Below are 23993 nucleotides of genomic sequence, written 5' to 3' on the forward strand. Positions count from 1 at the left end.
TCGGTCTCTTGGCGCTTTTCAAACGATGCTCTAGGCATAGCTTCAAGGCATGAGGGAGCGAGAAGTGGTTAGGTTTTCTATAACTGTCTTGACGGCCGTTAGCAGTGTCGTGGCCGTTACGACCTGCAATGCTGGCGACCGCTTACGCATTCACCTCGACGACAGCTCACCGGCCCTACATATGCCGGTTGGGAACCGTCTCGATGAAGTTGAACCAGCATTCGAGGACTATGCATACATGCTGTTCGATGTTTGTAATGCGATGGGCCTCACATCAGATGAGTGCATGATTTACCCCTTAAACGGCGCGCTTGGGGGGAACGCGATTGCTACCATCGAAGATGGCAATCGGGTGATTGTCTATGATCGGGAGCTTTCGCCGCTGATCGGTAGTGATGGTGCCGAGATGGTAGTTGCCCATGAAGTTGCCCACCACTTTTGTGGTCATTTGGGCACGCCAACCGACGCTACTCAGGAGCTTGAGGTCGACCTATTCGCCGGGGCTGCGATGCGCCTAATGGGCCGCTCGCTCAACGGTGCCCTAAGTGCGGTTGACCTGTTCTCAGAGAGGCCCAGCAAGTCGCACCCTGCACGGGGCGACCGTATCGACGCCATCACAGCGGGATGGAACCGGCCTGAGGTAGGCAAAGTCTGCGGCTAAGAGCAGGTGGATGGATACCTAGGAATGGAGCCTATTGGCTTTCTACATCAATTCATTGTGGGCGAAGAACCGCACATACCAACCAGATTCTCAAATGAGGTTTCCGATGCCGTCAACAACTACATCCGGTAACCACTTTCGAGATGTGGTTCGAGGTCTCTTGGAGGCAGCGGGGTTCATCAATATCACAGTGGAAAAGCCGCTCCCTGGCAAGAATGTGGACATCTATGCGGAGCGGCGTGGTCTAGTGCCAGAAAAGTATGCGTTCGAGACTAAGGCATACGAGGCGACACTCTCTAACAGCATCGCCAATGAGTTCATAAGCCACTATGGCGCACTTCTGGTGACCCAGCAGATACATAAGGCGGTTTTGGTCTCCAAGGGCGCGATCAGCCCGTCTGCATATTCGGCCCTAAGGTCGCATCAAACCAGCGGAATGACCTTTGATGAGTTCCAGCGCCATATGTTCGGTGCGCCGGAGTATCTGAGCGATCTAGAACAAATCTACGAGGCTGATGACGCCCGCTCCCTCTATATCCCAGCGCGGGTAGAGGGGGAGTTACTTGAGGATGCAGTCAATGCTTGGCTACACGAAAGCCACAACCGGCCCCTAGTTGTCCTCGGAGGATATGGTTCTGGCAAAACTACATTCGCTTCCCACCTAACCGGCGTGATGGCTAAAGCCGCAATATCTAACCCGCACGTGCGCATCCCTGTCCGGATTAGACTTGGAGACCTGACAGAGCAAAACAACCTCGAAGGGCTATTCGGAGCGCACTTTACCGCTGCCCACACGATACATGGGTACAGCTGGCCTCTGTTCAGGAAGCTGAATTCGCTAGGCCGGTTTTTGATCATCTTCGACGGCTTCGATGAGATGAAGCACGGGATGACGATCGGCATGTTTCAGAAGCAGTTTGATCGACTCCTTCAGTTAGCTGAGGGCAAGGCAAAGGTTCTGGTACTCGGCAGAGACACCGCATTTCTTGATGAAGCGGAATTTAAATCAGTTGTGAAAGGACGCAGCTTCACTGCAAATGGGACCGAGGTTCTGAGCCTGTCGAGGCCTGAATGCGACCATGTGAAACTCCTTCCTTTCACCAAGCAGGAAGCCCACAAGTTTATCGCTGGGTACTTTCGGCATTTATTGATGAAAGATGGCAAGGATTTTGACGGCTGGGCTGAGGTGCGGTTGGGACAGCTTCTCTCGCCGCGGTTTGACCTGCTCATCCAGAAACCAGTTCACTCTCAAATGTTGTGCCGAATAGCCACGCGGCCGAATTGGGACATAGCGGGCCTCGACCACTTCAGCCTGTACGATCTTTTCGTTGAGTACCTGCTCATGCGTGAAGTCGATAAGGAGGGGCGATTTGCTGGGTTCGGCGTCCCTGTACGTCGTACAGCCAATTCAAGCCTTTCATGGTGGCTCTTCTCGCAAGACGCAGCGTCCACGATGTCGCTAGCCAGTGCGCCCGTAGGTCTCTTTAAGAAGGCAGTGTCTGCCGTTCCCCATGATTTCGATGACGAGGCGTTGGTGCGGGAGCTTGCGCAAGGGTGTCTGGTTGAGAAGGGAGCAGATGTTGTTTATTTTGGTCACCGCTCGATCCAAGAGTTTTTGGCCGCTGAGCATTTGTATCAGGCTCGGCTAACTCCCCACCAAGACCACGGGAGTAGCGTTCAAAATGTGTGCAAGTGGGCCACTGAGCAGGTTTGCGGCTTCCTAGAGGAGTTCTTCACAAAGCGGCCAGATGCGCGCGATGTTGCCGATGCTGCTCTAGAAACGTTTTTTGGCTATGTGGGGCCGGTTGATCTAGATCGCCTAACACCGTTTGAAATAGCTCTTCGTCACTCATCTATGGCAAAAAGTCACCTCGCCGGTGCCAGCGGAGTTTGGCTTGGTTGGTTGTCTCAGGGAAAGCTCTCCGACGCCTTCCTCAGCGAGGAACGTTCAAGCTCGCTGCTGAAGCGCATATATCACTCTAGTGGGAATGATGAATACGCAGCAGGCTTGCACTTGCTGTATTGTGCGGTGTTAGCCGGTGGTCCGATGCAGACCGGAAGTGCTGTAGCGCCTTTGATCGCCTCGTTGATAAATGTGCAGGAGTTGTCCGGGTTAGTCAGGGGAAGCCGAGGTAAGCGCAATCTGACTATTTCTTCATCGGAGCATTTGAAAAGCTTTGCTCTAGCGAGAGCCACGTCGCTGCATAAGCATAAGGTGAGCGGTGAGCTTATGGTTGAGTTGGACATCGATGCAGCCAACCAAGTAGCCCGAAAGGTCTTGGGCTATCTTCCTATAAGGAGTTCGGCGCTTGAAAGCCTAACGTTCGGCACTCCGCTGCTCTCTGCTCCCGTCCAGACTGTCATGCGAAGCCTTCGTGATCAAAGAGGGGAAAACTCATTGGGCGGGGGAAAAGACGAACTGGTGCGACAATTCTTCTCCGAAGAAGTACGGGAAAAAGTGTCCGCTGTTGAAGTGGCTAAATCTAGTAGGGCTGTTCAAGTGCCTCGACGCCAGCGAGGCTCATAGTTGACCACCGCTACAAACGCCGCTACAAACGGCCTCAACGCGGCGGCTAAAAGCCCTGTAATTTCAACGGTCTGAGGCGCTACCCTGCGTTTCTTCTCGACCGCACCAAATCTTTCCTTCGGGATTGGTTTTGATACGAAAACACAACGGGTTAGCTGGATTAGCATCTGGCGCCCGTTGTTTTTTGTCTGAACGTCGGAATTCACAAATCGCTGCAATGCAAAAAGGCCGCCCCGAGGGACGGCCTTTCGATGTCTTATGCTGGTGGGGTAGCCGGCGTTTCTGCTGGCGGAGCCGCGGGCTCCATCGCAGGCGGCGTGGTTGGCGTTGGAGTGGATGGCTCCGGTGTCATTGTGGGAGCGGGGGTCGCTGGCGCTGGAGTAGGAGGCGGCGTGACCGCGGGCTCGGCTGGAGCCGGCGTAACCACAGCAGGCGTATCGTCGGCCGGTGGAGTGGTATTGTTGGCTGGTGCGTCGCCGCCACATGCGGCGAGAGTCATGGCTAAGACGACTGCGAGGGGCGCCAAAAATTGTTTCGACATGGGATCTCCTAGGTTGAACCGTTTATTGATCTTGGTCTTCAAACACGCGTGAACTAGCGGGTATAATAGGGCGAAGATGGGGCCTTTTCTGGTTATTTGGGGTCGGGAGCGGCGGTTGGGCGTTCCGATGCAAGCCTTTTTGGGGCTTTGAAACGCCAGGCATCTTCTAGGCGCAGGGCGAGTTCTTCGTCGGCGATCACGTCGAGGCGGATCAGCACGGCAGGGTGACCGACATAGTGGGCGGTCTCGAAATAGATTTCGGGCGAAATATCCATCAGCAGCGCCTTCTGCTCGGACGGGCAGTGCAGCACCAGGGTCTGCTCATCCTTGAGGCGGGCAAACAGTGCCTTCCTCACCTTGAGTGAGGGGGAGCGATAGCTGGTCGAGCGTTCGAGGCCGGGCAGGGATTTACCTGCCGCCAACTGCTCAATTCGCACAAAAGCCTGATCAAGTTCTTTGGAGCTCATTTCAAGCTACTCCTTGAGTGCATAGGAGATTTTTCGTTGAGCGGAGCAATTTCGTACCTCTGAGTCTGGCGCTTCCAGTATCGATTGGCTACAGCTTGTTTTGCCCCCGAACCCCCCGGACACAAAGGGCTCCCTATGAGCACAGACTTCGAAACAGCATCCGGTGCCGAGGCCGGGGAAGAAACAAATGCGTTCCGCGACATCGAAGATCGGATCAGTCCACTCTGGCTAGAACGCCTGCGCGCCTATTTGGCTGCGGGGCGAAATGAAGATGTTGCAACTGTCATCGAACCGCTACACGCCGCCGACGTTGGTGACGTGCTGGAATCGCTCGATGCAGACGAGCGTTTGCACCTTGTTCGGGTGCTGGGCGACCGGTTCGATTACTCGGCACTGACCGAGGTTGATGAGTCGGTTCGTATCGAGCTGATGGAAGAATTGCCGAACGCGGAAATCGCGCGCGGCGTCAGTGGCCTCGACAACGACGACGCCGTCGCAATTCTGGAAGACCTCGAGCAGGTCGACCGTGACGAAGTTCTGGCCAAGCTGCCGACTTTCGAGCGACTGAGCCTCAAGCGGAGCCTAGATTTTCCCGAAGACTCCGCCGGCCGGCGGATGCAGACCGATTTTATCGCCATTCCGCCGTTCTGGTCGGTTGGGCAGACCATCGACTATCTGCGCACTGAGCCGGACCTGCCGGACGAATTCTATCAGATCTATGTGGTGGATGCGTCCTATCAGGTGCTGGGCACCATTCCGCTCGACAAGTTCTTGCGGGCGCAGCGCGCGGCTTCCATCGAAGAGTTGATGAACACCAATCTGGTGCTGGTCGACGCCAATGAAGATCAGGAAGAAGCGGCGCGCGATTTCGAGCGCTACGATCTGGTTGAAGTCGGCGTGGTGGACGAAAGCAGACGTCTGGTCGGCGTGCTGACCATCGACGACATCGTCGACGTTATCCACGAAGAAGCCGACGAGGATATCAAGCTGCTCGCCGGTGTGGGCGACGAAGATATTTCAGATACCACCGTCGATACTGTGCGCAGCCGTGTGCCCTGGCTGGTGATCAACCTGTTCGCCGCCGTCTGCGTGTCCATGGTCATCGGGCTGTTCGATGCCACCATCGAGCAAATGGTGTCGCTGGCCGTGCTGATGCCGATCGTGGCGTCGATGGGTGGCAATGCCGGTACGCAGACCATGACGGTCACAGTGCGCGCGCTGGCGATGCGCGAGCTCGACGGGCGCCGTCTACGCCGTCTTGTCACCCGCGAAGTGATCGTGGGTTTTGCCAATGGCGTGATCTTTGCGATCCTGATCGGGCTCGTGACCTGGCTCCGGTTCCAGAACCCCGAACTGGGCGTCGTCATCGGCATGGCCATGGTCATCAACATGATCGTGGCCGGCACGATGGGCATTCTGGTGCCGGTGACGCTGGACAAGTTCAAGGCCGACCCGGCGATTGCCTCGGCGGTGTTTGTGACGACGATTACCGACGTGGTGGGCTTCTTCGCCTTCCTCGGCATTGCAGGGCTGTGGTTCGGGCTGTTCTAGATGGTTGAGCGAGGCCGGATCATTCTGCTGCATGGCGCGTCCAGCAGCGGTAAGTCGACCCTCGCACGGGGCGTGCAGGCCCGGATCGGGCAGCCGTTCTGGCATTTATCAATCGACCACTTACGTGATGCTGGCGTGCTGCCGACCGCGCGATTCAAGAGCGGTGAATTTGACTGGAAGGCGGCGCGGCCCGCCTTCTTCGATGGCTTTCACGCCTCACTGATCGCCTATGCCAGCGCCGGCAACAATCTGATCGTCGAGCATATTCTCGACAACCCGCTCTGGCCCGCAGAGCTGGCACGGCTGTTTGCGCCGTTCGATCTGTTCTGTGTGGGTGTACATTGCCCGCTGCCGCTACTGATTGCCCGGGAGCAGGCGCGTGGCGACCGCCCTGTGGGCAGTGCAGAGCAGGACTTTCACACGATCCATCAGGGTGTGAAATATGACCTTGAGGTGCAGTCCGACGAGGACCCGGCCGGCAATGTCGAGCGCATCATTCGGCATGGGAACAGCGGGGACCCACTTCGGCTTTTGCAGAACTCGCGAAATTGTGACGAAAGCGAGACTGCGTAAAATGCCAGGTTTTCTGCTGTTTTCCGCTTAACTGTGGCCCCCAGCTGCCTGTGGACTGTGGCAACTATGCCGCTTGCAATGCATTTATGACGCAGTTAACGATTTGCTACCGGATGCTGCAAGCGGGTAACGCCTTAAGCTCCGGAGTGAACGGCTGACAAGGAGCGATCATGCGAAGTCAACCGAAGGCCACCATCTGGCGTGCAGCGACCTGGACTATGGTTTGCCTGCTATCTATGGGACTGGTTTTCTCCGTCGTTGCTGGCGTTTAAGCGCTAGAGTTCTTCACTGACAGCAATTTTGGAGGGCGCCCGGGCCACTGGGGCGCCCTTCTTCTTTCTCGGGAGATGCCGCGTGAAACTGTTGATCGGCAATCGCAATTATTCCACCTGGTCGCTGCGGCCCTGGCTGGTGCTCAAGCACTTCGACATTCCATTCGAAGACGAGGTGCTGCAGTTGTCCGGCGATGGCTGGCGCGAGGTGCTGGCGCAGCGTTCTCCGAGCGGCAAGGTGCCGGTGCTGATCGATGGCGATCTGGTGGTGGTCGAAACCATCGCCATCATCGAATATCTGGCGGACCTTTATCCCGACAAGCCGATCTGGCCTGCCGACATCAAGCATCGGGCGCTGGCGCGGGCCGCCGGGGCGGAGATGCATTCCGCATTCCTGTCGTTGCGCAGTCATGCACCGATGAATTTGCGGGCTTCGCATCCTGGAAAGGTCAGCGTCGACAGCATCGCCAAGGACCTGCACCGCATCGAAACCCTCTGGGGCGATCTGCTGGCTAAATCAGGCGGGCCATTCCTGTTTGGCGAGTTCACGGCGGCGGACGCGATGTTTGCGCCGGTGGCGACGCGGATCAGGACCTATCAATTGCCGGTGTCGGACGTTGCCAGTGAATATGTGGAAGCCATCTATGGCCTGCCGGCATTTCAGGATTGGCTGACGCTGGCGCTGCGCGAGCCGTGGATTGTCGACGATGACGAGATTGACGTCATTCAGGGCCGCGTGAAGCCGGGAACACTTGCATGATCCACATGATCAAACTGTCTGTTGGCGTTTCGAGCCTTGAAGAGCTTGAGAGCTACCGCGATGAGCGTGCCCATTGGTGGGGTGCCGACTATGGCGAGGACGTGCATGTTCACCGAACCCGCATGATGCCAAAGCGCGCCGCCGAGATGGAAGGCCAGTCCTCGGTCTATTGGGTGATCGCAGGGCAGGTGGTGTGCCGCCAGCCGATCCTGAAACTGGCGCGCTACACCAATCCCGAGGGGATCGACTACTGCGACATCATCATGTCCCGCGACATGATCCGCACGCTGCCTTACCCCAAGCGCCCCTTTCAGGGCTGGCGCTACCTGCGCCCCGAAGACGCACCGCCTGATATCGGGGCGAACGAGAATGCGGAATCGATGGCACTGGCCGCTGATCTGGCGAAGCTGGGGCTGATTTAGGCTGCGGTCATTGCACAGCAGCCCCAGTAGACCTCATCCTGAGCCCGTCGAAGGACGAGGTCGTGGCGCCATCCAGTCACGCCCTCGTGGTTCGACAGGCTCACCATGAAGGCTGTTGATGGCCCCTTGTTGGCATTGCCACACTTGCCCTAGCTACAGCCCGCCCACATATTGAGTTCATGGCAGAAAAAGACCCAATCGCGCGCAAGACCGGAAATGTGCCCCAGCAGGGCAAAGTGAGTGGCGATGTCGCAGCCTTCGTCAAGAAGGTTGGCACCATGGCCCGGCCCAATGCGGCGCAGGATGGGCGGTTGCTGTTTGCAATGGATGCGACCATGAGCCGGCAGCCAACCTGGGATCTGGCGTGTTCGCTGCAGGCGGAAATGTTCCGCGCCATTCCCAAGGATAGCGCCCTGCAGGTGCAGCTGTTGTATTTCCGCGGTTTTGGCGAATGTCGGGCCTCCAAATGGGTGGTCGACGCTGCCGGTCTCGCCAAACTGATGAGCGGTATCGACTGTCGCGGTGGCAATACGCAGATTTCCAAGGTATTCGCTCATGCACGCACTGAACACGCCAAGCGGCGGATCAATGCGGTGGTCTATGTCGGCGACGCGATCGAGGAAAATGTGGACAATCTTTCAGAAAAGGCGGGACAATTGGGACTGCTCGGATGCCCCATGTTCGTGTTCCAGGAAGGCCATGACGTGCGCGTCGAGGGTGCCTTCCGCGAGTTTGCCCGGCTGACCAAGGGCGCCTATGCCCGCTTTGACACCTCCGCGCCGCAGGAACTGGCGGCCTTGCTCAAGGCGGTGGCGGCTTATGCAAGCGGCGGCCGCGACTTAATGAAACTGCAGGGCAGTGGGCAGGCCAATGCCTTGCTGGCGCAATTGCCGCGATGACATATTTCTTTCTGGGCGGTTTCCTGCTGTTGGCAGGCCTTGCGATCTATCAGTATGTGCGCCGGCTCGATCCGCGCGTGTTCCGACGCAATCTGCGCTGGGTGATTGGCGGTGGCGCCGCGCTGATCGCTGGGCTGATGATCTTGGCGCGGCGCATCGATATTGCGGTGTTCGTGGCAGCCATGGCCTTTTCGATATTGCGCACGGGGCGGCTTGGCCCGTTCAGCATCGATAGTCTGGGCGGCGGCGTGTCCAAGGACGACGATGGCCAGACCTCCAAAGTGCGCAGCCACTATTTTGCGATGGAGCTCGATCACGATACAGGCGCAGTTGCGGGTAGGGTGCTCAAGGGCGAGTTTGCCGGCGCCGATCTGATGGATCTGGGCGAGGCGGATACGCGGGCCCTGATCGCCGAGATCGAGGGGGACAGTGACAGCATGAGCCTCCTCGAAAGCTGGCTTGATGCCAATCGGGCGGGTTGGCGCGAGTATTTCGCAGAAACCGTAGGCAGCGGCAGCTCTCAATCAACCAGCGGCCACGGCGACCCCATTGCGGAGGCGTACGAAGTTCTGGGACTCAAACCCGGCGCGACCAACGAAGAGATTCGGGCTGCGCATCGTGAATTGATGAAAGCGGTGCACCCCGATCATGGTGGATCGAGTTATCTTGCATCAAAAATAAACGAGGCGAGAGACCGGCTGCTCAAGCACTAAGTGTTCGTCCGGGCCCCAAGTGCCCTCTCAATGGCACAGTCCATTAACTCCCCATTAACCATGCGGGCCGTTGTTAGCAGCTAGTGGTGCTGACAATGATTTGGGGGCAACGATGTCGCGTGATGGTGCGCATGTCATTGTGGTTGGGAATGAAAAAGGCGGGTCGGGTAAATCCACCACGGCCTTCCACCTGGCCGTCTATTTGCTCTATGCAGGGCACAGCGTTGCCACGATCGACGTGGACAGCCGTCAGCAGACGTTGACGCATTATCTGCGCAACCGTCGCCTGCATTGCCAGGAGACCGGCAAGAAGCTGCTCAACCCCACTCATTTTCACCTGCCGACCGCCTGGGGCGACTCCGTCAAGGACAACCAGAAGGCCGAGTTCGACGTATTCCGCCGCGCCATTGGCGAGGTCGAGGACAATGTCGATTTTCTGGTGATCGATACGCCGGGCTTTGACACCAACCTGTCCCGACTGGCCCATTCGCTGGCCGATACGCTGATTACCCCAGTTAATGATAGCCTGATCGACATCAATGTGCTGGCGCGGATTGATCCTGAAACCGGATCGCCGATCGAAACCAGCCACTATGCCCGGCTGGTGCAGCGTGCGCGGTCCGAACGGCTCAATGTCGATGGCGAGACAGTCGACTGGGTGCTGGTGCGCAATCGTATTTCGATGCTGGGCTCGCGCAACGCGCGGCAGGTGCATTCGACGCTCGAAAATATTGCCACACGGTTTGGCTGTCGGCTGGCTGATGGCATTGCCGAGCGCGTTATTTTCCGCTCGCTGTTTCCAAGCGGGACGACGGTGTTTGATCCATTGGACGATGATGACGGTTCATCGATGTCTCATGTCAGCGCGCGTCAGGAGTACCGCAATCTGGTCGCCGCGCTAAATCTCCCTTTACGTGAGCGGGTGCCAGAGCCAATGGAACTCTGCGCCTGAAGTCACGACGGGGCAGGGTGAGCGCTTAGCGCTCGCCGATATTCATACGGATTGCGCGCGCGCCGCCGGGTGCGAAGACGTCGATGTCGATCTTGACGGGTTCCTGTGCCATGCGGCGCGTACGGGCTGACAACGTCAAAACCACGCCCAACAGATCGCCCACGCTGCGTTTGCGCTGCAGCATGCGGTCGGTGATGCCGGACAGGGCGCGATTGCGCACGGTCATGTCCTGCGAGGCAAGCGGCGAGCGCGCAACAAAGTTTGCCAGCTCGGTGAGGGCGGTATTCTCGCTCATTGGGCAACTCCAAACACAGGCGCCAATTTGCTGACTGGGTGAGCGGCACGACAGGCGCCGTTCTTTTCTCTTTGTTCGTTTAGCTCTGCATCGCCAGGCAGCTCAGGTTCTGCTGCTTGAGCTGGTTGCACATGGCGTTGGCATCGTCGCGTCCACCGAAGCCGACGAAGCGGGCACGGAAGAAGACCTGGCCGTTCTTTTCGAAGCGTTCCACATAGGAGCGGAAGTCGCCGAGATTGCCGACCTTGCCAGCGGCATCGGAAAGCATGGCGCGAGCGCTGTCTTCCGATGGGCCGGCGCCGATCTGCACGACCCAGCCGCCGGGCACTGCCGTGGCTGCTGCAACCTGCACGCTACCCGAGGTCATCAGGTCGACGGGCTGGTTGTTGTCATTGCTGGCGGCGGGTGGCTTGAAATCGAGCGGTGCGGATGGCGCAGTCTGCCCAAGAGCCGACGGCGGCGCGCCCAGATTATAGCTGTCGCTGAGCCATGCGCCTATAATGTCCTGGCTTGGGTAAGCCGGCTGCGGTGCCTGCGATGGCGCTGCAAGGATATTGGCGGCCTGAACGGCTGGCTGCAGGCCAAGGTCGGCCGGCATTGGTGCGGGCGACGGTGCGGCTGCTGCGACGGCCTGTGGCATGGCCTGAATGGCTGGCTGCTGCGCCTGTGCGCCATTGGCGGCAACGAGCTGCGCCAGGCGGAAGCCAGGCAGTGGCATTGGCGTCACATAGACGGGGCGGGAGTTCGATGCGGTAGCGGTCGTGGCGGCCGGAGCCGACTGTGCGACAGCGACCTGCATATTGCCCTGACGGCCTGGAATTGGGATCTGCGCGACATAGTTGCCGCTGCGGCTCTGGGGCAGGTAGGTGGCAACCAGCTGACGAACCTTTTCGTCGCGCGAACCAGCGGAGTTAAAGCCGAAGGCGACGACGACGATGTGGCGGTTGTCCTTGCGGGCAGCGGTCAAAAGGTTCGAGCCGGCAGCATTGATATAGCCGGTCTTGATACCGTCGACAGCTCCCATATAGCCCAGCACGCGGTTGTGGTTGCCATAGGTCGACTTGCCGTAGCTGAAGCTGCGGGTCTGGAAGAATTCATAGTAGCTGGGGAAGTGCTGGTAGATGGCAATGCCCAGGATCGCCTGATCACGCACGGTGGTGATCTGGCCGCCATCGGGCAAGCCCGAGGCGTTGCGATATGTGGTGTTGCGCATGCCAAGGGCACGGGCGGTTGCCGTCATACGCTCGGCGAATTTGGATTCAGTGCCAGAGATGTGCTCGGCGATGACGCGGGCCATGTCGTTGGCCGATAGCGTCACCAGCGACTTGATGGCGTCTTCGACAGTGATGGTGGCACCAGCGCGCAGGCCGAGCTTGGTGGGCACAGCGGCGGCAGCGTGGCGCGACACGGTCATCTTGGTGGAAAGTTTGAGGTTACTGGCGCTCAGTTCCTGAAACAGAACATAGAGCGTCATCACCTTGGCGACGGAAGCGGGGTAGCGCTTGCTGTCGGCAGCTTCTTCGTACAGCACCTTGCCCGACTTGGCGTCGACCACGATGCCCGCATATTTGCGCAGGTTCTCGATGCTCTGTGCGTGCGCCACCATGGGTGTGCTGACAGCCAGGGCCACAATGACGGCGGCAAAGGCGCGAACAAACACTGTGCGCCATGGGGTTTTCGCCTGAGAAGCCACCCGGTACTCCAAACTTTACTCATCGGGCACTTCTGTGCCCGTACGCATTACAACGACTGGAATTTCCGGGTGAGCCCCACCCCTCCGGATATCCCTAACTCCGGGACTGTACGGTGCTGCCGTTACCATTCCGTAAAATGCGAACGAATTTGTCCATGGTGTGGAGTGATGGTCACGGATGGGTGAGGGGGAAAGCTCGTCGGTCCTCTGACTACCTGCACGAAACGTCCCTAGACCTCATGGTGAGCCCGTCGAACCACGAGGTTGCAGCCCCAATGACGCGCACCATCTAAAGTGTCGAATGCTTGGATGGTTCGGACTACACTGCCCCATCCGGTAATCGGTGAATGAAAGGATGTAGGAGCGCAATGCGCCCGACGCCAAAGGGGCGTTCTTGTAGCCAGTGCCCGACCTCTTGGTTCGACAAGCTCACCATGAGGTCTGTGAGGGAATTAGGTCCCTCACAAAATCGAGAACTATCACCCCTTAACACGGCGCGGTTTTTGCCTACATAATGGTCCTCACCATGCTGCTTCGTTTTCCTCACGACAGATGTATCGCCATGAATTTCAATGACCTCCTCGTAACCACCGATGAGGCCCCAGTCGCGCTGCGGCTGGAGCCTGTGCCTGCCTATGCAGGGCCCAAGGAGAATGATCCTGGCAAAGGTGGCGGGGACGGCAAAAGTGACTCCGAATCCGGGACGATCACCAAGACCCGTCCCAAAACCAAGCGCCCGAACCTCTATCGGGTGCTCCTTCTCAATGACGACTACACGCCGATGGAGTTCGTCATTCTCGTTCTGCAGGACGTCTTCAATAAACCACGTGAAGAGGCCATGCAGATCATGCTGCACGTTCACCAAAAGGGGGTGGGTGAGTGCGGCGTATATCCATACGAAGTGGCCGAGACCAAGGTCACACGGGTCATGGATACGGCACGCAAGAACCAGCATCCGCTGCAATGCGTGATGGAAAAGCAATAGGAACATCATATGCCCTCATTTTCTCGCGGACTTGAAAAGGCTCTGCATCAGGCGATGAACCTGGCGCGTGAGCGCAACCATGAGTTCGCTACGCTCGAACACCTCTTGCTGGCCCTGACCGACGACCGCGAAACGATCGCCGTTCTGACCGGCTGCGACGTCGATATCGACGCGCTCAAGAGCGATCTTGAAGACTTCATCAACGAGGAGCTCGACAGCCTCATCGTGGCCAATGGCCAGGATGCCCGGCCGACGGCTGCCTTCCAACGCGTTATCCAGCGCGCCGTCATTCACGTGCAATCGTCCGGTAGAGAAGAGGTTACGGGTGCCAATGTGCTCGTCGCCATTTTTGCCGAGCGCGAGAGCCATGCTGCCTACTTCCTCGAACAGCAGGACATGAGCCGGCTGGACGCGGTCAATTTCATCAGCCACGGGATCACCAAGTCTGGTCCCAGCGAGGAACGCAAAGTGCGTGGTGCTGAAGACGGCGAAAACCAGGGCGAGGGCGGAGCAGAGGCCAAGAAGAGCTCGGCTCTGGCCGATTTCTGCGTCAACCTCAACGAGAAGGCCCGCAACGGCAAGATCGACCCGCTGATCGGGCGCGATGCCGAATTGCGCCGCACCATCCAGGTGCTGTGCCGCCGCTCCAAGAACAACCCGATCTATGTGGGTGACGCTGGCGTCGGCAAGACCGCCATCGCCGAAGGTCTGGCTCGCAAGATCGTCGAGGGCGATGTCCCCGAGGTTCTCAAGGAAGCCGTGATCTATTCGCTCGATATCGGTTCGCTACTGGCCGGTACGCGCTATCGCGGCGATTTTGAAGAGCGCCTCAAGGCCGTGATGAAGGAGCTCGAAAAGCTTCCGAACTCGGTGCTGTTCATCGACGAAATCCACACCATGATCGGTGCTGGCGCCACTTCGGGCGGTGCGCTCGATGCTTCGAATCTGCTGAAGCCAGCTCTGGCTTCGGGCGCGATCCGTTGCATCGGTTCGACCACCTATAAGGAATATCGCCAGTTCTTCGAGAAGGACCGCGCTCTGGTGCGTCGCTTCCAGAAGATCGATGTCAACGAGCCATCCGTGCCCGATGCCATCGAGATCGTGAAAGGTCTGCGGCCGTATTTCGAAGAGTTCCACAAGATCAAGTACACCGACGATGCCCTCAAGGCTGCGGTGGAACTGAGCGCGCGGTATATCAATGACCGCAAGCTGCCTGACAAGGCGATCGACGTGCTCGACGAGACGGGCGCCAGCCAGATGCTGGTGACCGAGGACAAGCGCAAGAAGATCATCGATGTCGAAGACATCGAAGCGACCATTGCGACCATCGCTCGCATCCCGCCAAAGTCGGTCTCCAAGTCCGATGCCGAACTGCTGTCGAGCCTCGAAACGAGCCTCAAGACGGTGGTGTTTGGTCAGGACGCTGCGATCACCGCACTGTCGTCTGCCATCAAGCTGGCGCGTGCCGGTCTGCGTGAGCCCGAAAAGCCAATCGGTTCGTATCTGTTTACGGGTCCGACAGGCGTCGGCAAGACCGAAGTGGCCAAGCAGCTCGCCGATACGCTCGGTGTTGAACTGCTGCGGTTCGACATGTCCGAGTATATGGAGCGTCACACCGTGTCGCGCCTGATCGGTGCCCCTCCAGGCTATGTCGGGTTCGACCAGGGCGGCCTGCTCACCGATGGCGTTGATCAGCATCCACACTGCGTGGTGCTGCTCGACGAAATCGAGAAGGCCCATCCGGATCTCTACAACATCCTGTTGCAGGTGATGGATCACGGCAAGCTGACCGATCACAACGGCAAGTCGGTGGACTTCCGCAATGTCATCCTGATCATGACGTCCAATGCGGGCGCCATGGACCTGCAGAAGTCGCCAATCGGCTTTGGCCGCAAGCGCGAAGTGGGTGATGACGAAGAAGCGATCAACCGCATCTTCACGCCGGAATTCCGCAACCGTCTCGATGCGATCATTTCGTTCGCGCCGCTGCCACGCGAAGTCGTGCGCCGCGTTGTCGAGAAGTTCGTGCTGCAGCTTGAAGGCCAGCTGGCTGAACGCGGCGTGACGATCATCCTGCAGCCCGAAGCTGCGGATTGGCTCGCTGAACGCGGTTATGACGAACGCATGGGCGCTCGCCCACTGGGTCGCGTGATCCAGGAATACATCAAGAAGCCACTGGCTGATCAGGTGTTGTTCGGCGAACTCGTCAATGGCGGCACGGTCACCGTGGCTGTGGTTGGTGAAGGCAACGAAGCCAAGCTCGAGCTGATCGCGGTTCCGCCGCGCCCAGCCAAGCCAAAGTCGCTGCCCAAGCCAAAGAAGCCAAAGGCAACCGCCGAAAAGAACTAAGGCATTTGGCCGCTGGTTTCGCGGCCCACAAATGCCACCCAAAAGTACAAAAGGCCCGGAGCGATCCGGGCCTTTTCGTTTTCATCCTTGGTTTTAGAGAGCCACGCTGCTCGGCGGCTCGACAACGAAGGCAATCAGAAACGCCAGGTAGAGCGCTGCGGGCAGCAACAGCGCGTAAATCCCGACAAAGCTGTAGGCCAGACCCCCGACGATTGCACCCACCAGGAGCGAAGCCCAGACCAGCAGATGCTGCGCCCAACGCCAAGGAGGAGCCAGACCACGCATAGCGCGGGCCAGGTCCTGACCGGCGGCGAACAGCGTTCCCGTAACGAAGGTGATACCCAATCGAACCGACCCGGTGGATGGCAGGATAGCGTTTTGCGCGCCTGCACCTGCGGCCAGCATCAGCATGAACTGGTCGGGCGGCGCGCCAAAAGCCGCCAGAACGACGGTCATGGCAAGACTTGCGAGCACGATGGCCGTGGTGGTCGCCGCAGCCCAGCGCGGGCCGGCAGCAATAGCCGCCAATGCTCCCAGCGTGCTGCCGATGAAGAACAGCGCAATCAGCGAGGCCGGCAGGATGATCGCTGTCCAATTACTTTGCAGCAGCGCGTCGCCGAGTTGGGTGGTGTTTCCGCTCATGAACGACACGAAATGCCCACCCAGTTCGATGAAGCCAACGACGTCGGCAAATCCTGCGGCGGCCGTCAGCAGCAGGCCAAAGCTCAAATGCGGAGTAGGGGTCAAGGCAGGCTCCAGTCGTGGTGGGCGCGACATTGGCAAGGGATGCTCCAGTCCGCAACCCATCGGCTAGTTCCTTGCCGCGCTGGGACAGCTGAAGTCATTTCCTAACGATTTGCTAACCAGTCACGGCCAATCCCCGCTGTTCCCGAACCTCACACTGGACAGGAACAAACTGCGAACTTATAAGAACATTATAGAAACACGGGAGACGCAGATGCTCACTTTCATCAAGGACTTTGCCGCATTCGTTACGCTGGGCGCCTTCACTGTTGGCTCCCTCACATGGATGGATGTGTTGGCCCGACTCGTGTGACGGTGCCTGTGGATTGTGGTTGAGCAGCGGTATGATCATCGCGCCAACCCGGTCATAAAGGTCCATCATGAGCGGTCCAGGCTTTATCCATCTCCACGTCCATTCTGCGTACTCCCTGCTTGAGGGAGCGCTGCAGCTTGAAACCATCCTCAAGCTCGCCAAGGAGGACAACCAGCCCGCGCTGGGCATTGCCGATACCGGCAACCTGTTCGGGGCGCTAGAATTTTCCGAAAAGGCCAGCAAGAAGGGCATCCAGCCCATCGCTGGCGTGGAACTGGCGATTGATTTCGCCGCTGCCGAAGAGCGCGTTAGCGAGCGCGGGCATGTGGCCTGGGCTGGCAAGTCCAGTGTGGTCATGCTGGCGCAGACGCAGCAGGGATTTGAAAACCTGTCGCGGCTGGTGTCCAAGGCCTATCTCGAAAGCGAAGACGGTGTCGCACGCGCCAAGCTCGACTGGCTGAGCCGGGAAGGGCTTGAGGGGCTGATCTGTCTCACCGGTGGGCCAGAAGGCGCCATCGATATGCCATTCTCGCTCGGGCAGGACGCCAATGCGCTGCGCCGTCTTGAGCGGTTGAGCGATCTGTTTGGCGATCGCCTTTACATGGAATTGCAGCGGCATGGTCGGATGCAGGAGGCCGGCGTTGAGCCGCGCCTGATCGACTTTGCCTATCGCAAGGGTATTCCGCTGGTTGCGACCAACGAGCCTTTCTTCAAGTCGGTCAGAGAATTTGAGGCCCATGACGCGCTGCTGGCGATTGCCGGTGGTACCGTGCTGGCCCAGACCGAGCGCCGCAAGCTCAACGACCAGTATTATTTCAAGACGCGCGCTGAAATGGCGGAGCTGTTCTCAGACGTCCCGGAGGCGCTGGCTTCGACGATTGAGATCGCGCGCCGCACCTCCTATCGGCCGCAGACGCGCAAACCGATTCTGCCAAAATTTGCCGCCGCGCCTGATTTGAGTGATGACGATGCCGTCGCCGCCGAAGCCGCAGCGCTGCGCGCTATGGCAGAAGATGGCTTGCGTGACCGTCTGGCGACGGATGGGCCTTCGCCGGGCAAGACTGAGAAAGACTATTGGGACCGGCTCGAATTCGAGCTCAACATCATCCAGTCGATGAAGTTCCCTGGCTACTTCCTCATCGTGGCTGACTTCATTCGCTGGTCGAAATCGCAGGGCATTCCTGTGGGGCCGGGACGTGGTTCGGGCGCTGGTTCGCTGGTCGCCTTTGCGACGACGATTACCGATCTCGACCCGCTGGCCTACAATCTGCTGTTCGAACGCTTCCTCAACCCGGAACGCGTGTCGATGCCCGACTTTGACATCGACTTCTGTCAGGACCGTCGCGAAGAGGTCATTCGCTACGTTCAGAAGAAGTACGGTTTCGAGCAGGTGAGCCAAATCATCACCTTCGGAACGCTGCAGGCGCGCGCTGTGCTGCGTGACGTCGGTCGCGTGCTGCAGATGCCCTATGGTCAGGTCGACCGCATCTGCAAGCTGGTGCCCGCCAATCCGGCCGATCCGTGGTCGATCGAGCGCACCATGAACGAGGTGCCCGAGTTCAAGCGGATGGCCGATGAGGACGAGACGGTGGCCGATCTTGTCGCCATCGCCAAGAACCTCGAAGGTCTGTTCCGCCACGCATCGACGCACGCCGCCGGTATCATTATCGGTGACCGTCCGTTGCAGGATCTGGCGCCGCTCTATCGCGATCCGCGTTCGGACATGCCGGTCTGCCAATACAACATGAAGTGGAGCGAGGCGGCGGGCCTCGTCAAGTTCGACTTCTTGGGCCTCAAGACGCTGACAACGGTGCAATACGCGGTCAATATGGTGAACCTCGACGGCGGCAGCTTCCGCATCGAGGACATCGAGATCGACGACAAGCCGACCTACGACCTCTATGCCCGGGGCGACACGTTCGGCGTGTTCCAGGTGGAAGGCGCCGGCATGCGGCGTGCCCTGGTCGATATGAAGCCCGACCGCTTCGAGGACATCATCGCGCTTGTGGCGCTCTATCGTCCGGGTCCGATGGACAATATTCCGCTGTTCAACGACCGCAAGCACGGTCGTGAAGAGGTGGAGTATCCCCATCCAGACCTCTCGGTGGTGCTCGACGAGACCTATGGCATTATCGTCTATCAGGAGCAGGTGATGCAGATCGCCCAGCTTCTGTCAGGCTATTCGCTTGGCGAAGCAGACATGCTCCGCCGCGCCATGGGTAAGAAGATCAAGGCGGAGATGGACGCGCAGCGCGAGCGTTTCCGCGAAGGCGCGATCAAGCATGGCCTCAAGAAGAGCCTTGCTGATACGATCTTCGACCTGCTGGCAAAGTTCGCCAACTACGGCTTCAACAAGAGCCACGCGGCTACTTATGCTCTGGTGAGCTATCAGACCGCTTATCTTAAGGCGCATTACCCGCACGAGTTCCTCGCGGCGTCGATGACGCTCGATATGGGCAATACCGACAAGCTCGCCGAATTCCGCAGCGAGGCCAAGCGCCACAAGATCGAACTGGTCGCGCCCTGCGTGAACAAGTCCGAGGTGGTGTTCTCGGTCAAGGACAAGCGCATTCTCTATGGCCTCTGCGCCGTCAAGGGCGTGGGCCGGCAGGTTGCCGAGCATATTGTGGAAGTACGCGGCTCGACGCCGTTCAAAGATCTCGGCGATTTCGCGCGCCGGGTCGATCCTCGCGTGCTGTCCAAGCGCACGCTTGAAACGCTGGCCAATGCCGGGGCGTTCGACGACATCGTGCCGCGCCGCGAAGTGGCAGTCGCGGCCATCGATACGGTGATGGGTATGGCTCAGTCGCTCACCCATGAGCGCAATGAAGGCCAGTGGAACATGTTCGACGCTGGCGAGCCCGAGCCCCTGCGCCTGCCAGCGGGCGTGCTCGATTGGTCCACGACCGAGCGGGCAGACCGCGAACTCGCGGCCATCGGCTTCCATCTGTCGGCGCATCCGCTTGATGCCTATGCCGACATGTTCGAAAAGCTGCGTGTGCAACGCTGGGCCGATTTCGAGCGGGCGGTCAAGGATGGGGCGGGGGCCGGGCGCTTGGCTGGCACGATCAGCGGTCGGCAGGATCGGCGCACCAAAAAGGGCACGCCGATGATGATCCTGACGCTGTCCGATCAGACAGGCAGTTTCGAGGTGGTCGCCTTCTCCGAGCAGATCAGCCAGTACGGCGCTATCCTGCAGCCGGGCAAGTCGGTCATTCTGGAAGTTGCCGCCGAAGAGCGCGCTGAAGGCGTCAGCCTGCGTCTGGGTGGCGCCAAGGCCATGGATGGCATTGAAGACACCATCGAACGACGCCTGACGGTCTTCGCCGCCGATGCCAAGGCGCTCGGCTCGATCAACGCCCAGCTCAAGCGGGGCGGGGAGGGCAAGGTCAATTTCGTGGTCATCCGCGATGAAGGCGCCCGCGAATACGAGATCGAACTGCCCGGCGCCTATCGCCTGACCGCCGAAGTTGCCGGCGGCATCAAGGCGCTGGAAGGCGTCACGGATGTGCGGTTCAACTGATTTGGTTGAGCTGGCCGCTGCATTGACTCAAGATACCGTGGTCACTGAACTGAAAGCTGTCGGGGCAGGGCGCACGCCTAATAGCCTTGGTGTATTCGCTACCCCGAAATAGCACGCGGAGGAGGTGAGCCTGAGCCCTTCCTCCCCCGCTTGGGGGCTTTCACCCTTGTCCCCATGTCTTGGCACGGGTCTATGTAGTTAATAATGATTAATCCGGTAAACGGTTCCCATAACAGGTTCGTGAGTGGCCGGCGGCCCTTGCGTTTATGGGATGCTTGCCCTATATCGCCCCTGCGTTTGACTGCGCGTCAGCGCGATTTCACACACGAAGCAGGCAGATCGAGGAATCGAAATGCCATCCGGTGACGGGAAACCGTCGCAATGTTTCGTGGCGGCATCAACCGGTAAACAAGGAGCAGCCATCATGGCACTGCCCGATTTCTCTATGCGTCAACTGCTCGAAGCAGGCGTTCACTTTGGCCACCAGAAGCACCGCTGGAACCCAAAGATGGAGCGCTATATTTTCGGCGTTCGCAACGACATCCACATTCTCGACCTGAGCCAGACCGTTCCAGCTCTCAGCCGCGCTCTGCAGCTGATCTCGGACACCGTTGCCGATGGCGGCCGCGTGCTGTTCGTTGGCACCAAGCGTCAGGCTGCTCCACTGGTTGCCGAGGCTGCCAAGCAGTCGGCCCAGTACTTCGTGAACTCCCGCTGGCTCGGCGGCACGCTGACCAACTGGCAGACCATTTCGAACTCGATCTCGCGTCTGCGCGAACTTGAGTCGATGAGCGAAGACGATCTGGCGCTCCGCACCAAGAAGGAACGCCTGATGATGTCCCGCGAGCAGGAACGCCTTGAGCGTGACCTCGGCGGCATCAAGGACATGGGCAACCTGCCTTCGCTCCTGTTCGTCATCGACACCAACAAGGAAGCGAACGCGATCAAGGAAGCCCGTCGTCTGGGTATCCCAGTGATCGCCATCGTCGACACCAACTGCGATCCCGACACCGTTGACTATGCCATCCCAGGCAATGACGACGCGTCGCGCGCTCTTGAGCTCTATGTGTCGCTGGTCTCCAAGGCTGCGATCGACGGCATCGGCCGTTCGTCTTCGGCTCTCGGCACCGATCTCGGCGCATCCGATCGCGCACCGGCTGAAGACCTGCCGGCCGAAGAAGCACCTGCCGCTAACTAAGCACGCATCGCGTACTTCTTTCTGATCTGAACCATGCGGCCCCGACAACAGGGGCCGCCGAAAGGTATTATCATGGTTGAAATTACTGCAAGCCTGGTCAAGCAGCTCCGCGACGCAACCGGCGTGGGCATGATGGACTGCAAGAAGGCTCTGGCCGAAACCAATGGCGACATGGAAGCAGCGGTCGATTGGCTGCGCACCCGTGGCCTGGCCAAGGCTGCCAAGAAGGCTGATCGCGTTGCTGCTGAAGGTCTCGTTGGTGTCATCACCGCCGGCACCAAGGCTGCTGTCGTTGAAGTGAACTCGGAAACGGACTTCGTTGCCCGCAACGAACAGTTCCAGGGCATTGTCAGCAATATTGCCAAGCTCGGCCTCGACGCTGAGGGCGACGTCGTCAAGCTCGGCGAAATGCCGTTCCCAGGTTCGGGTCACTCGGTTTCGGCCGAACTGACCGAAGCGATCTCCAAGATCGGCGAAAACATGAACCTGCGCCGCACCGAGACCGTTTCGGTCTCCGATGGCGTGGTGGAAAGCTACGTGCACAACGCCGTCAAGCCAGGTCTTGGCAAGATCGGCATCCTGGTTGCTCTTGAGTCGACCGGTGACAAAGCTGCGCTGTCGGCTCTTGGCAAGCAGCTTGCCATGCACATCGCCGCTGCCCAGCCACAGGCGATTGCGCCTGAAGAGCTGGATCAGGACGTGGTTGCTCGCGAGCGCGCCATCATACTTGAGCAGGTCAAGGAATCGGGCAAGTCCGCCGAGATCGCTGAAAAGATGGTCGAAGGCCGCATGCGCAAGTACTTCGAAGAAGTCACGCTGCTGTCGCAGGTGTTCGTGGTCGACGGCGAAACCAAGGTCGCCGACGTTCTCAAGAACGCCGAGAAGGACGTTGGCGCTCCGATCAAGCTGACAAAGTTCGTGCGTTATGCACTGGGCGAAGGCATCGAGAAGGTCGAGACCGACTTCGCTGCTGAAGTCGCTGCGACCTCCGGCGTAAAGTAAGCGCCTCGCTATTGCGGGTGGGCCCAAGGGCCCGCTCGCTGCTCTCCCTATGGTCATGATTTGGCCGGGATCGAGCTTAAAACCCTGCCATATTGCCTTTTCATTCGGTGTGACGCCTTCATTTGAAGGCGTTTTTGCCATAGGGTCTGCCGGGCGTCGCCGGATTCGGACCCCGCTAGATTTTTTCCAAAGAGGGGTTTGCCGATGGCGCCTGCCTATAAACGCATTCTCCTCAAGGTTTCAGGCGAGGCGCTGGCGGGAGATAATTCCTTCGGTATTGAGCCCGCATTTCTGCAGGGCATAGCCAAGCAGATCGCCGATACGGCCAATACCGGTGTGCAGATTGCCATCGTTGTTGGCGGCGGCAATATTTTCCGAGGCATGGCCGGCGCGGCCGAGGGCACCGACCGGGTGACCGCCGATCTGATGGGCATGCTGGGCACGATGATCAATGCCCTCGCTCTTTCCAATGCCATTTCGCGCCAGGGTGCCAAGTGCAAGCCCTATAGCGCCGCTTCCATGCCATCGGTGGCCGACACTTTCACCGCTCGCGACGCCAAGTTGGCTCTCGAAGAGGGCTATGTGGTGGTGCTGGGCGGCGGTACGGGCAATCCGTTTTTTACCACAGACACAGCCTCGACCCTGCGGGCGATCGAGCTGGAATGTGATGTGGTGCTCAAGGGCACGAAGGTTGATGGCGTCTATTCCGAAGACCCCATGAAGAATCCGAATGCGACGCGCTACGACCACGTCAGTTATGACGAGGTTATCGGCAAGAACCTGCGCGTGATGGATACTGCCGCATTTGCGCTTGCTCGCGACAACTCCATGCCCATAATCGTATACGCACTCGACGACGCGGCCGGCTTGGCCGGTGTGCTGGCGGGAACTTCCCGTTACACGCGTGTCGGCGAGCCGATCTAGCCTAGAAGGATAAAAACAATGGCCGGTTACGACCTCACAGACCTCAAGAACCGCATGCAGAAATCCATTGCTTCGCTTCGCGAAGAGCTGGCCGGACTGCGGACCGGTCGCGCCAGCGCGAGCCTGCTTGAGCCGGTGACTGTTGAAGCCTATGGATCGCGCATGCCGCTGAACCAGGTTGCCACTGTGACCGTGCCTGAGCCCCGCATGCTGAGCGTGCAGGTTTGGGATCGCCAGATGGCCAACGCTGTCGAAAAGGCCATCCGTGATAGTGGCCTGGGTCTCAACCCGATGGGGGAGGGGCAGATCATCCGTGTGCCTCTGCCCGAGCTCAATGAGCAGCGCCGCAAGGAACTGGCCAAGGTTGCGCATAACTATGCCGAGGCCGCCCGCGTTGCGGTGCGCCACATCCGTCGTGATGGCATGGACGCGCTCAAGAAGGCCGAGAAGGATGGCGATCAGAGCCAGGACGATGCTCGTGTGCAGTCCGACCTCGTCCAGAAGGCCACCGACGCGGCCGTTGCTGAAATCGACCAAGTCGTGGCGTCGAAAGAAGCCGAAATCATGCAGGTCTAAGCCGACTACGCTGCGCCGGGAGGGCGTGGATGTCCATTGATCCAGCTATCATC

The 23993-nt window shown here is 59.1% G+C and carries 20 protein-coding genes; 16 read left to right on the forward strand and 4 right to left on the reverse strand.

What is annotated here, in order from left to right:
• Positions 1-109: 109 nt before the first annotated feature.
• Positions 110-661: a hypothetical protein gene (locus ABIE28_RS06335; RefSeq protein ID WP_354061161.1), complete on the forward strand. Its 552-nt coding sequence runs from the start codon at positions 110-112 to the stop codon at positions 659-661.
• 34 nt (positions 662-695) lie between these two features.
• A complete protein-coding gene (locus ABIE28_RS06340) occupies positions 696-3188 on the forward strand; it encodes a restriction endonuclease (protein ID WP_354061163.1) in 2493 nt (830 codons plus the stop codon).
• Between the two features lie 633 nt (positions 3189-3821).
• Here the strand turns inward: ABIE28_RS06340 and ABIE28_RS06345 are convergent.
• The gene (locus tag ABIE28_RS06345) at positions 3822-4196 is read right to left on the reverse strand and encodes an MmcQ/YjbR family DNA-binding protein (RefSeq protein ID WP_354061164.1); all 375 of its coding nucleotides are present in this window, start codon (positions 4194-4196) and stop codon (positions 3822-3824) included.
• A 135-nt stretch (positions 4197-4331) separates the two neighbouring features.
• On the opposite strand from ABIE28_RS06345, the gene mgtE reads away from it, so the two are divergent.
• The 7 genes from mgtE (at position 4332) to ABIE28_RS06380 (ending at position 10338) form a co-directional block, all read left to right on the forward strand.
• Positions 4332-5747, forward strand: a complete 1416-nt coding sequence (gene mgtE, locus ABIE28_RS06350; protein WP_354061166.1) for a magnesium transporter — start codon at positions 4332-4334, stop codon at positions 5745-5747.
• The gene (locus ABIE28_RS06355; RefSeq protein ID WP_354061167.1) at positions 5748-6320 is read left to right on the forward strand and encodes a chloramphenicol phosphotransferase CPT family protein; all 573 of its coding nucleotides are present in this window, start codon (positions 5748-5750) and stop codon (positions 6318-6320) included.
• A 354-nt stretch (positions 6321-6674) separates the two neighbouring features.
• Positions 6675-7352: a glutathione S-transferase family protein gene (locus ABIE28_RS06360; protein WP_354061169.1), complete on the forward strand. Its 678-nt coding sequence runs from the start codon at positions 6675-6677 to the stop codon at positions 7350-7352.
• Positions 7349-7774: a DUF1489 family protein gene (locus ABIE28_RS06365; protein WP_354061171.1), complete on the forward strand. Its 426-nt coding sequence runs from the start codon at positions 7349-7351 to the stop codon at positions 7772-7774. The genes ABIE28_RS06360 and ABIE28_RS06365 overlap by 4 nt, the downstream gene beginning before the upstream one ends.
• A gap of 179 nt (positions 7775-7953) precedes the next feature.
• Complete coding sequence (locus tag ABIE28_RS06370; protein ID WP_354061173.1) at positions 7954-8673, forward strand: VWA domain-containing protein; 720 nt, start codon at positions 7954-7956, stop codon at positions 8671-8673.
• Positions 8670-9386 (forward strand): DnaJ domain-containing protein, encoded by a 717-nt coding sequence (locus tag ABIE28_RS06375; RefSeq protein ID WP_354061175.1) that lies wholly within the window; start codon positions 8670-8672, stop codon positions 9384-9386. Before ABIE28_RS06370 ends, ABIE28_RS06375 begins: the two co-directional genes overlap by 4 nt.
• A 112-nt stretch (positions 9387-9498) precedes the next feature.
• A complete protein-coding gene (locus ABIE28_RS06380; protein ID WP_354061177.1) occupies positions 9499-10338 on the forward strand; it encodes a division plane positioning ATPase MipZ in 840 nt (279 codons plus the stop codon).
• 25 nt (positions 10339-10363) lie between these two features.
• On the opposite strand, the gene ABIE28_RS06385 is transcribed toward ABIE28_RS06380, so the two are convergent.
• Together ABIE28_RS06385 and ABIE28_RS06390 are read right to left on the reverse strand one after the other, a co-directional pair.
• The gene (locus tag ABIE28_RS06385; RefSeq protein WP_354061179.1) at positions 10364-10633 is read right to left on the reverse strand and encodes a hypothetical protein; all 270 of its coding nucleotides are present in this window, start codon (positions 10631-10633) and stop codon (positions 10364-10366) included.
• A gap of 79 nt (positions 10634-10712) precedes the next feature.
• A complete protein-coding gene (locus ABIE28_RS06390; protein WP_354061181.1) occupies positions 10713-12326 on the reverse strand; it encodes an SPOR domain-containing protein in 1614 nt (537 codons plus the stop codon).
• Between the two features lie 562 nt (positions 12327-12888).
• Between ABIE28_RS06390 and clpS the strand changes: the two genes are divergently transcribed.
• On the forward strand, positions 12889-13311 hold the full coding sequence (gene clpS, locus ABIE28_RS06395; protein WP_354061183.1) for an ATP-dependent Clp protease adapter ClpS: 423 nt from the start codon (positions 12889-12891) through the stop codon (positions 13309-13311).
• Positions 13312-13320: 9 nt separating this feature from the next.
• Positions 13321-15660, forward strand: a complete 2340-nt coding sequence (gene clpA, locus ABIE28_RS06400; RefSeq protein ID WP_354061185.1) for an ATP-dependent Clp protease ATP-binding subunit ClpA — start codon at positions 13321-13323, stop codon at positions 15658-15660.
• 93 nt (positions 15661-15753) lie between these two features.
• Here clpA and ABIE28_RS06405 read toward each other — a convergent pair whose 3' ends face one another.
• On the reverse strand, positions 15754-16407 hold the full coding sequence (locus ABIE28_RS06405; RefSeq protein ID WP_354061187.1) for a YoaK family protein: 654 nt from the start codon (positions 16405-16407) through the stop codon (positions 15754-15756).
• A gap of 377 nt (positions 16408-16784) precedes the next feature.
• Here ABIE28_RS06405 and dnaE point away from each other — a divergent pair, with 377 nt between their 5' ends.
• The 5 genes from dnaE (at position 16785) to frr (ending at position 23940) form a co-directional block, all read left to right on the forward strand.
• On the forward strand, positions 16785-20240 hold the full coding sequence (gene dnaE, locus ABIE28_RS06410) for a DNA polymerase III subunit alpha (protein WP_354061189.1): 3456 nt from the start codon (positions 16785-16787) through the stop codon (positions 20238-20240).
• Between the two features lie 424 nt (positions 20241-20664).
• Complete coding sequence (gene rpsB / locus ABIE28_RS06415; protein ID WP_354061191.1) at positions 20665-21438, forward strand: 30S ribosomal protein S2; 774 nt, start codon at positions 20665-20667, stop codon at positions 21436-21438.
• A gap of 72 nt (positions 21439-21510) precedes the next feature.
• Positions 21511-22440 (forward strand): translation elongation factor Ts, encoded by a 930-nt coding sequence (gene tsf / locus ABIE28_RS06420; RefSeq protein ID WP_354061193.1) that lies wholly within the window; start codon positions 21511-21513, stop codon positions 22438-22440.
• A gap of 204 nt (positions 22441-22644) precedes the next feature.
• On the forward strand, positions 22645-23364 hold the full coding sequence (gene pyrH / locus ABIE28_RS06425) for a UMP kinase (protein WP_502913364.1): 720 nt from the start codon (positions 22645-22647) through the stop codon (positions 23362-23364).
• Positions 23365-23382: 18 nt separating this feature from the next.
• Positions 23383-23940 (forward strand): ribosome recycling factor, encoded by a 558-nt coding sequence (gene frr / locus ABIE28_RS06430; protein WP_354061197.1) that lies wholly within the window; start codon positions 23383-23385, stop codon positions 23938-23940.
• The last annotated feature ends 53 nt before the right edge of the window (positions 23941-23993 follow it).

It is taken from the genome of Devosia sp. 2618 (assembly GCF_040546815.1).
Taxonomy (GTDB): Bacteria; Pseudomonadota; Alphaproteobacteria; order Rhizobiales; family Devosiaceae; genus Devosia.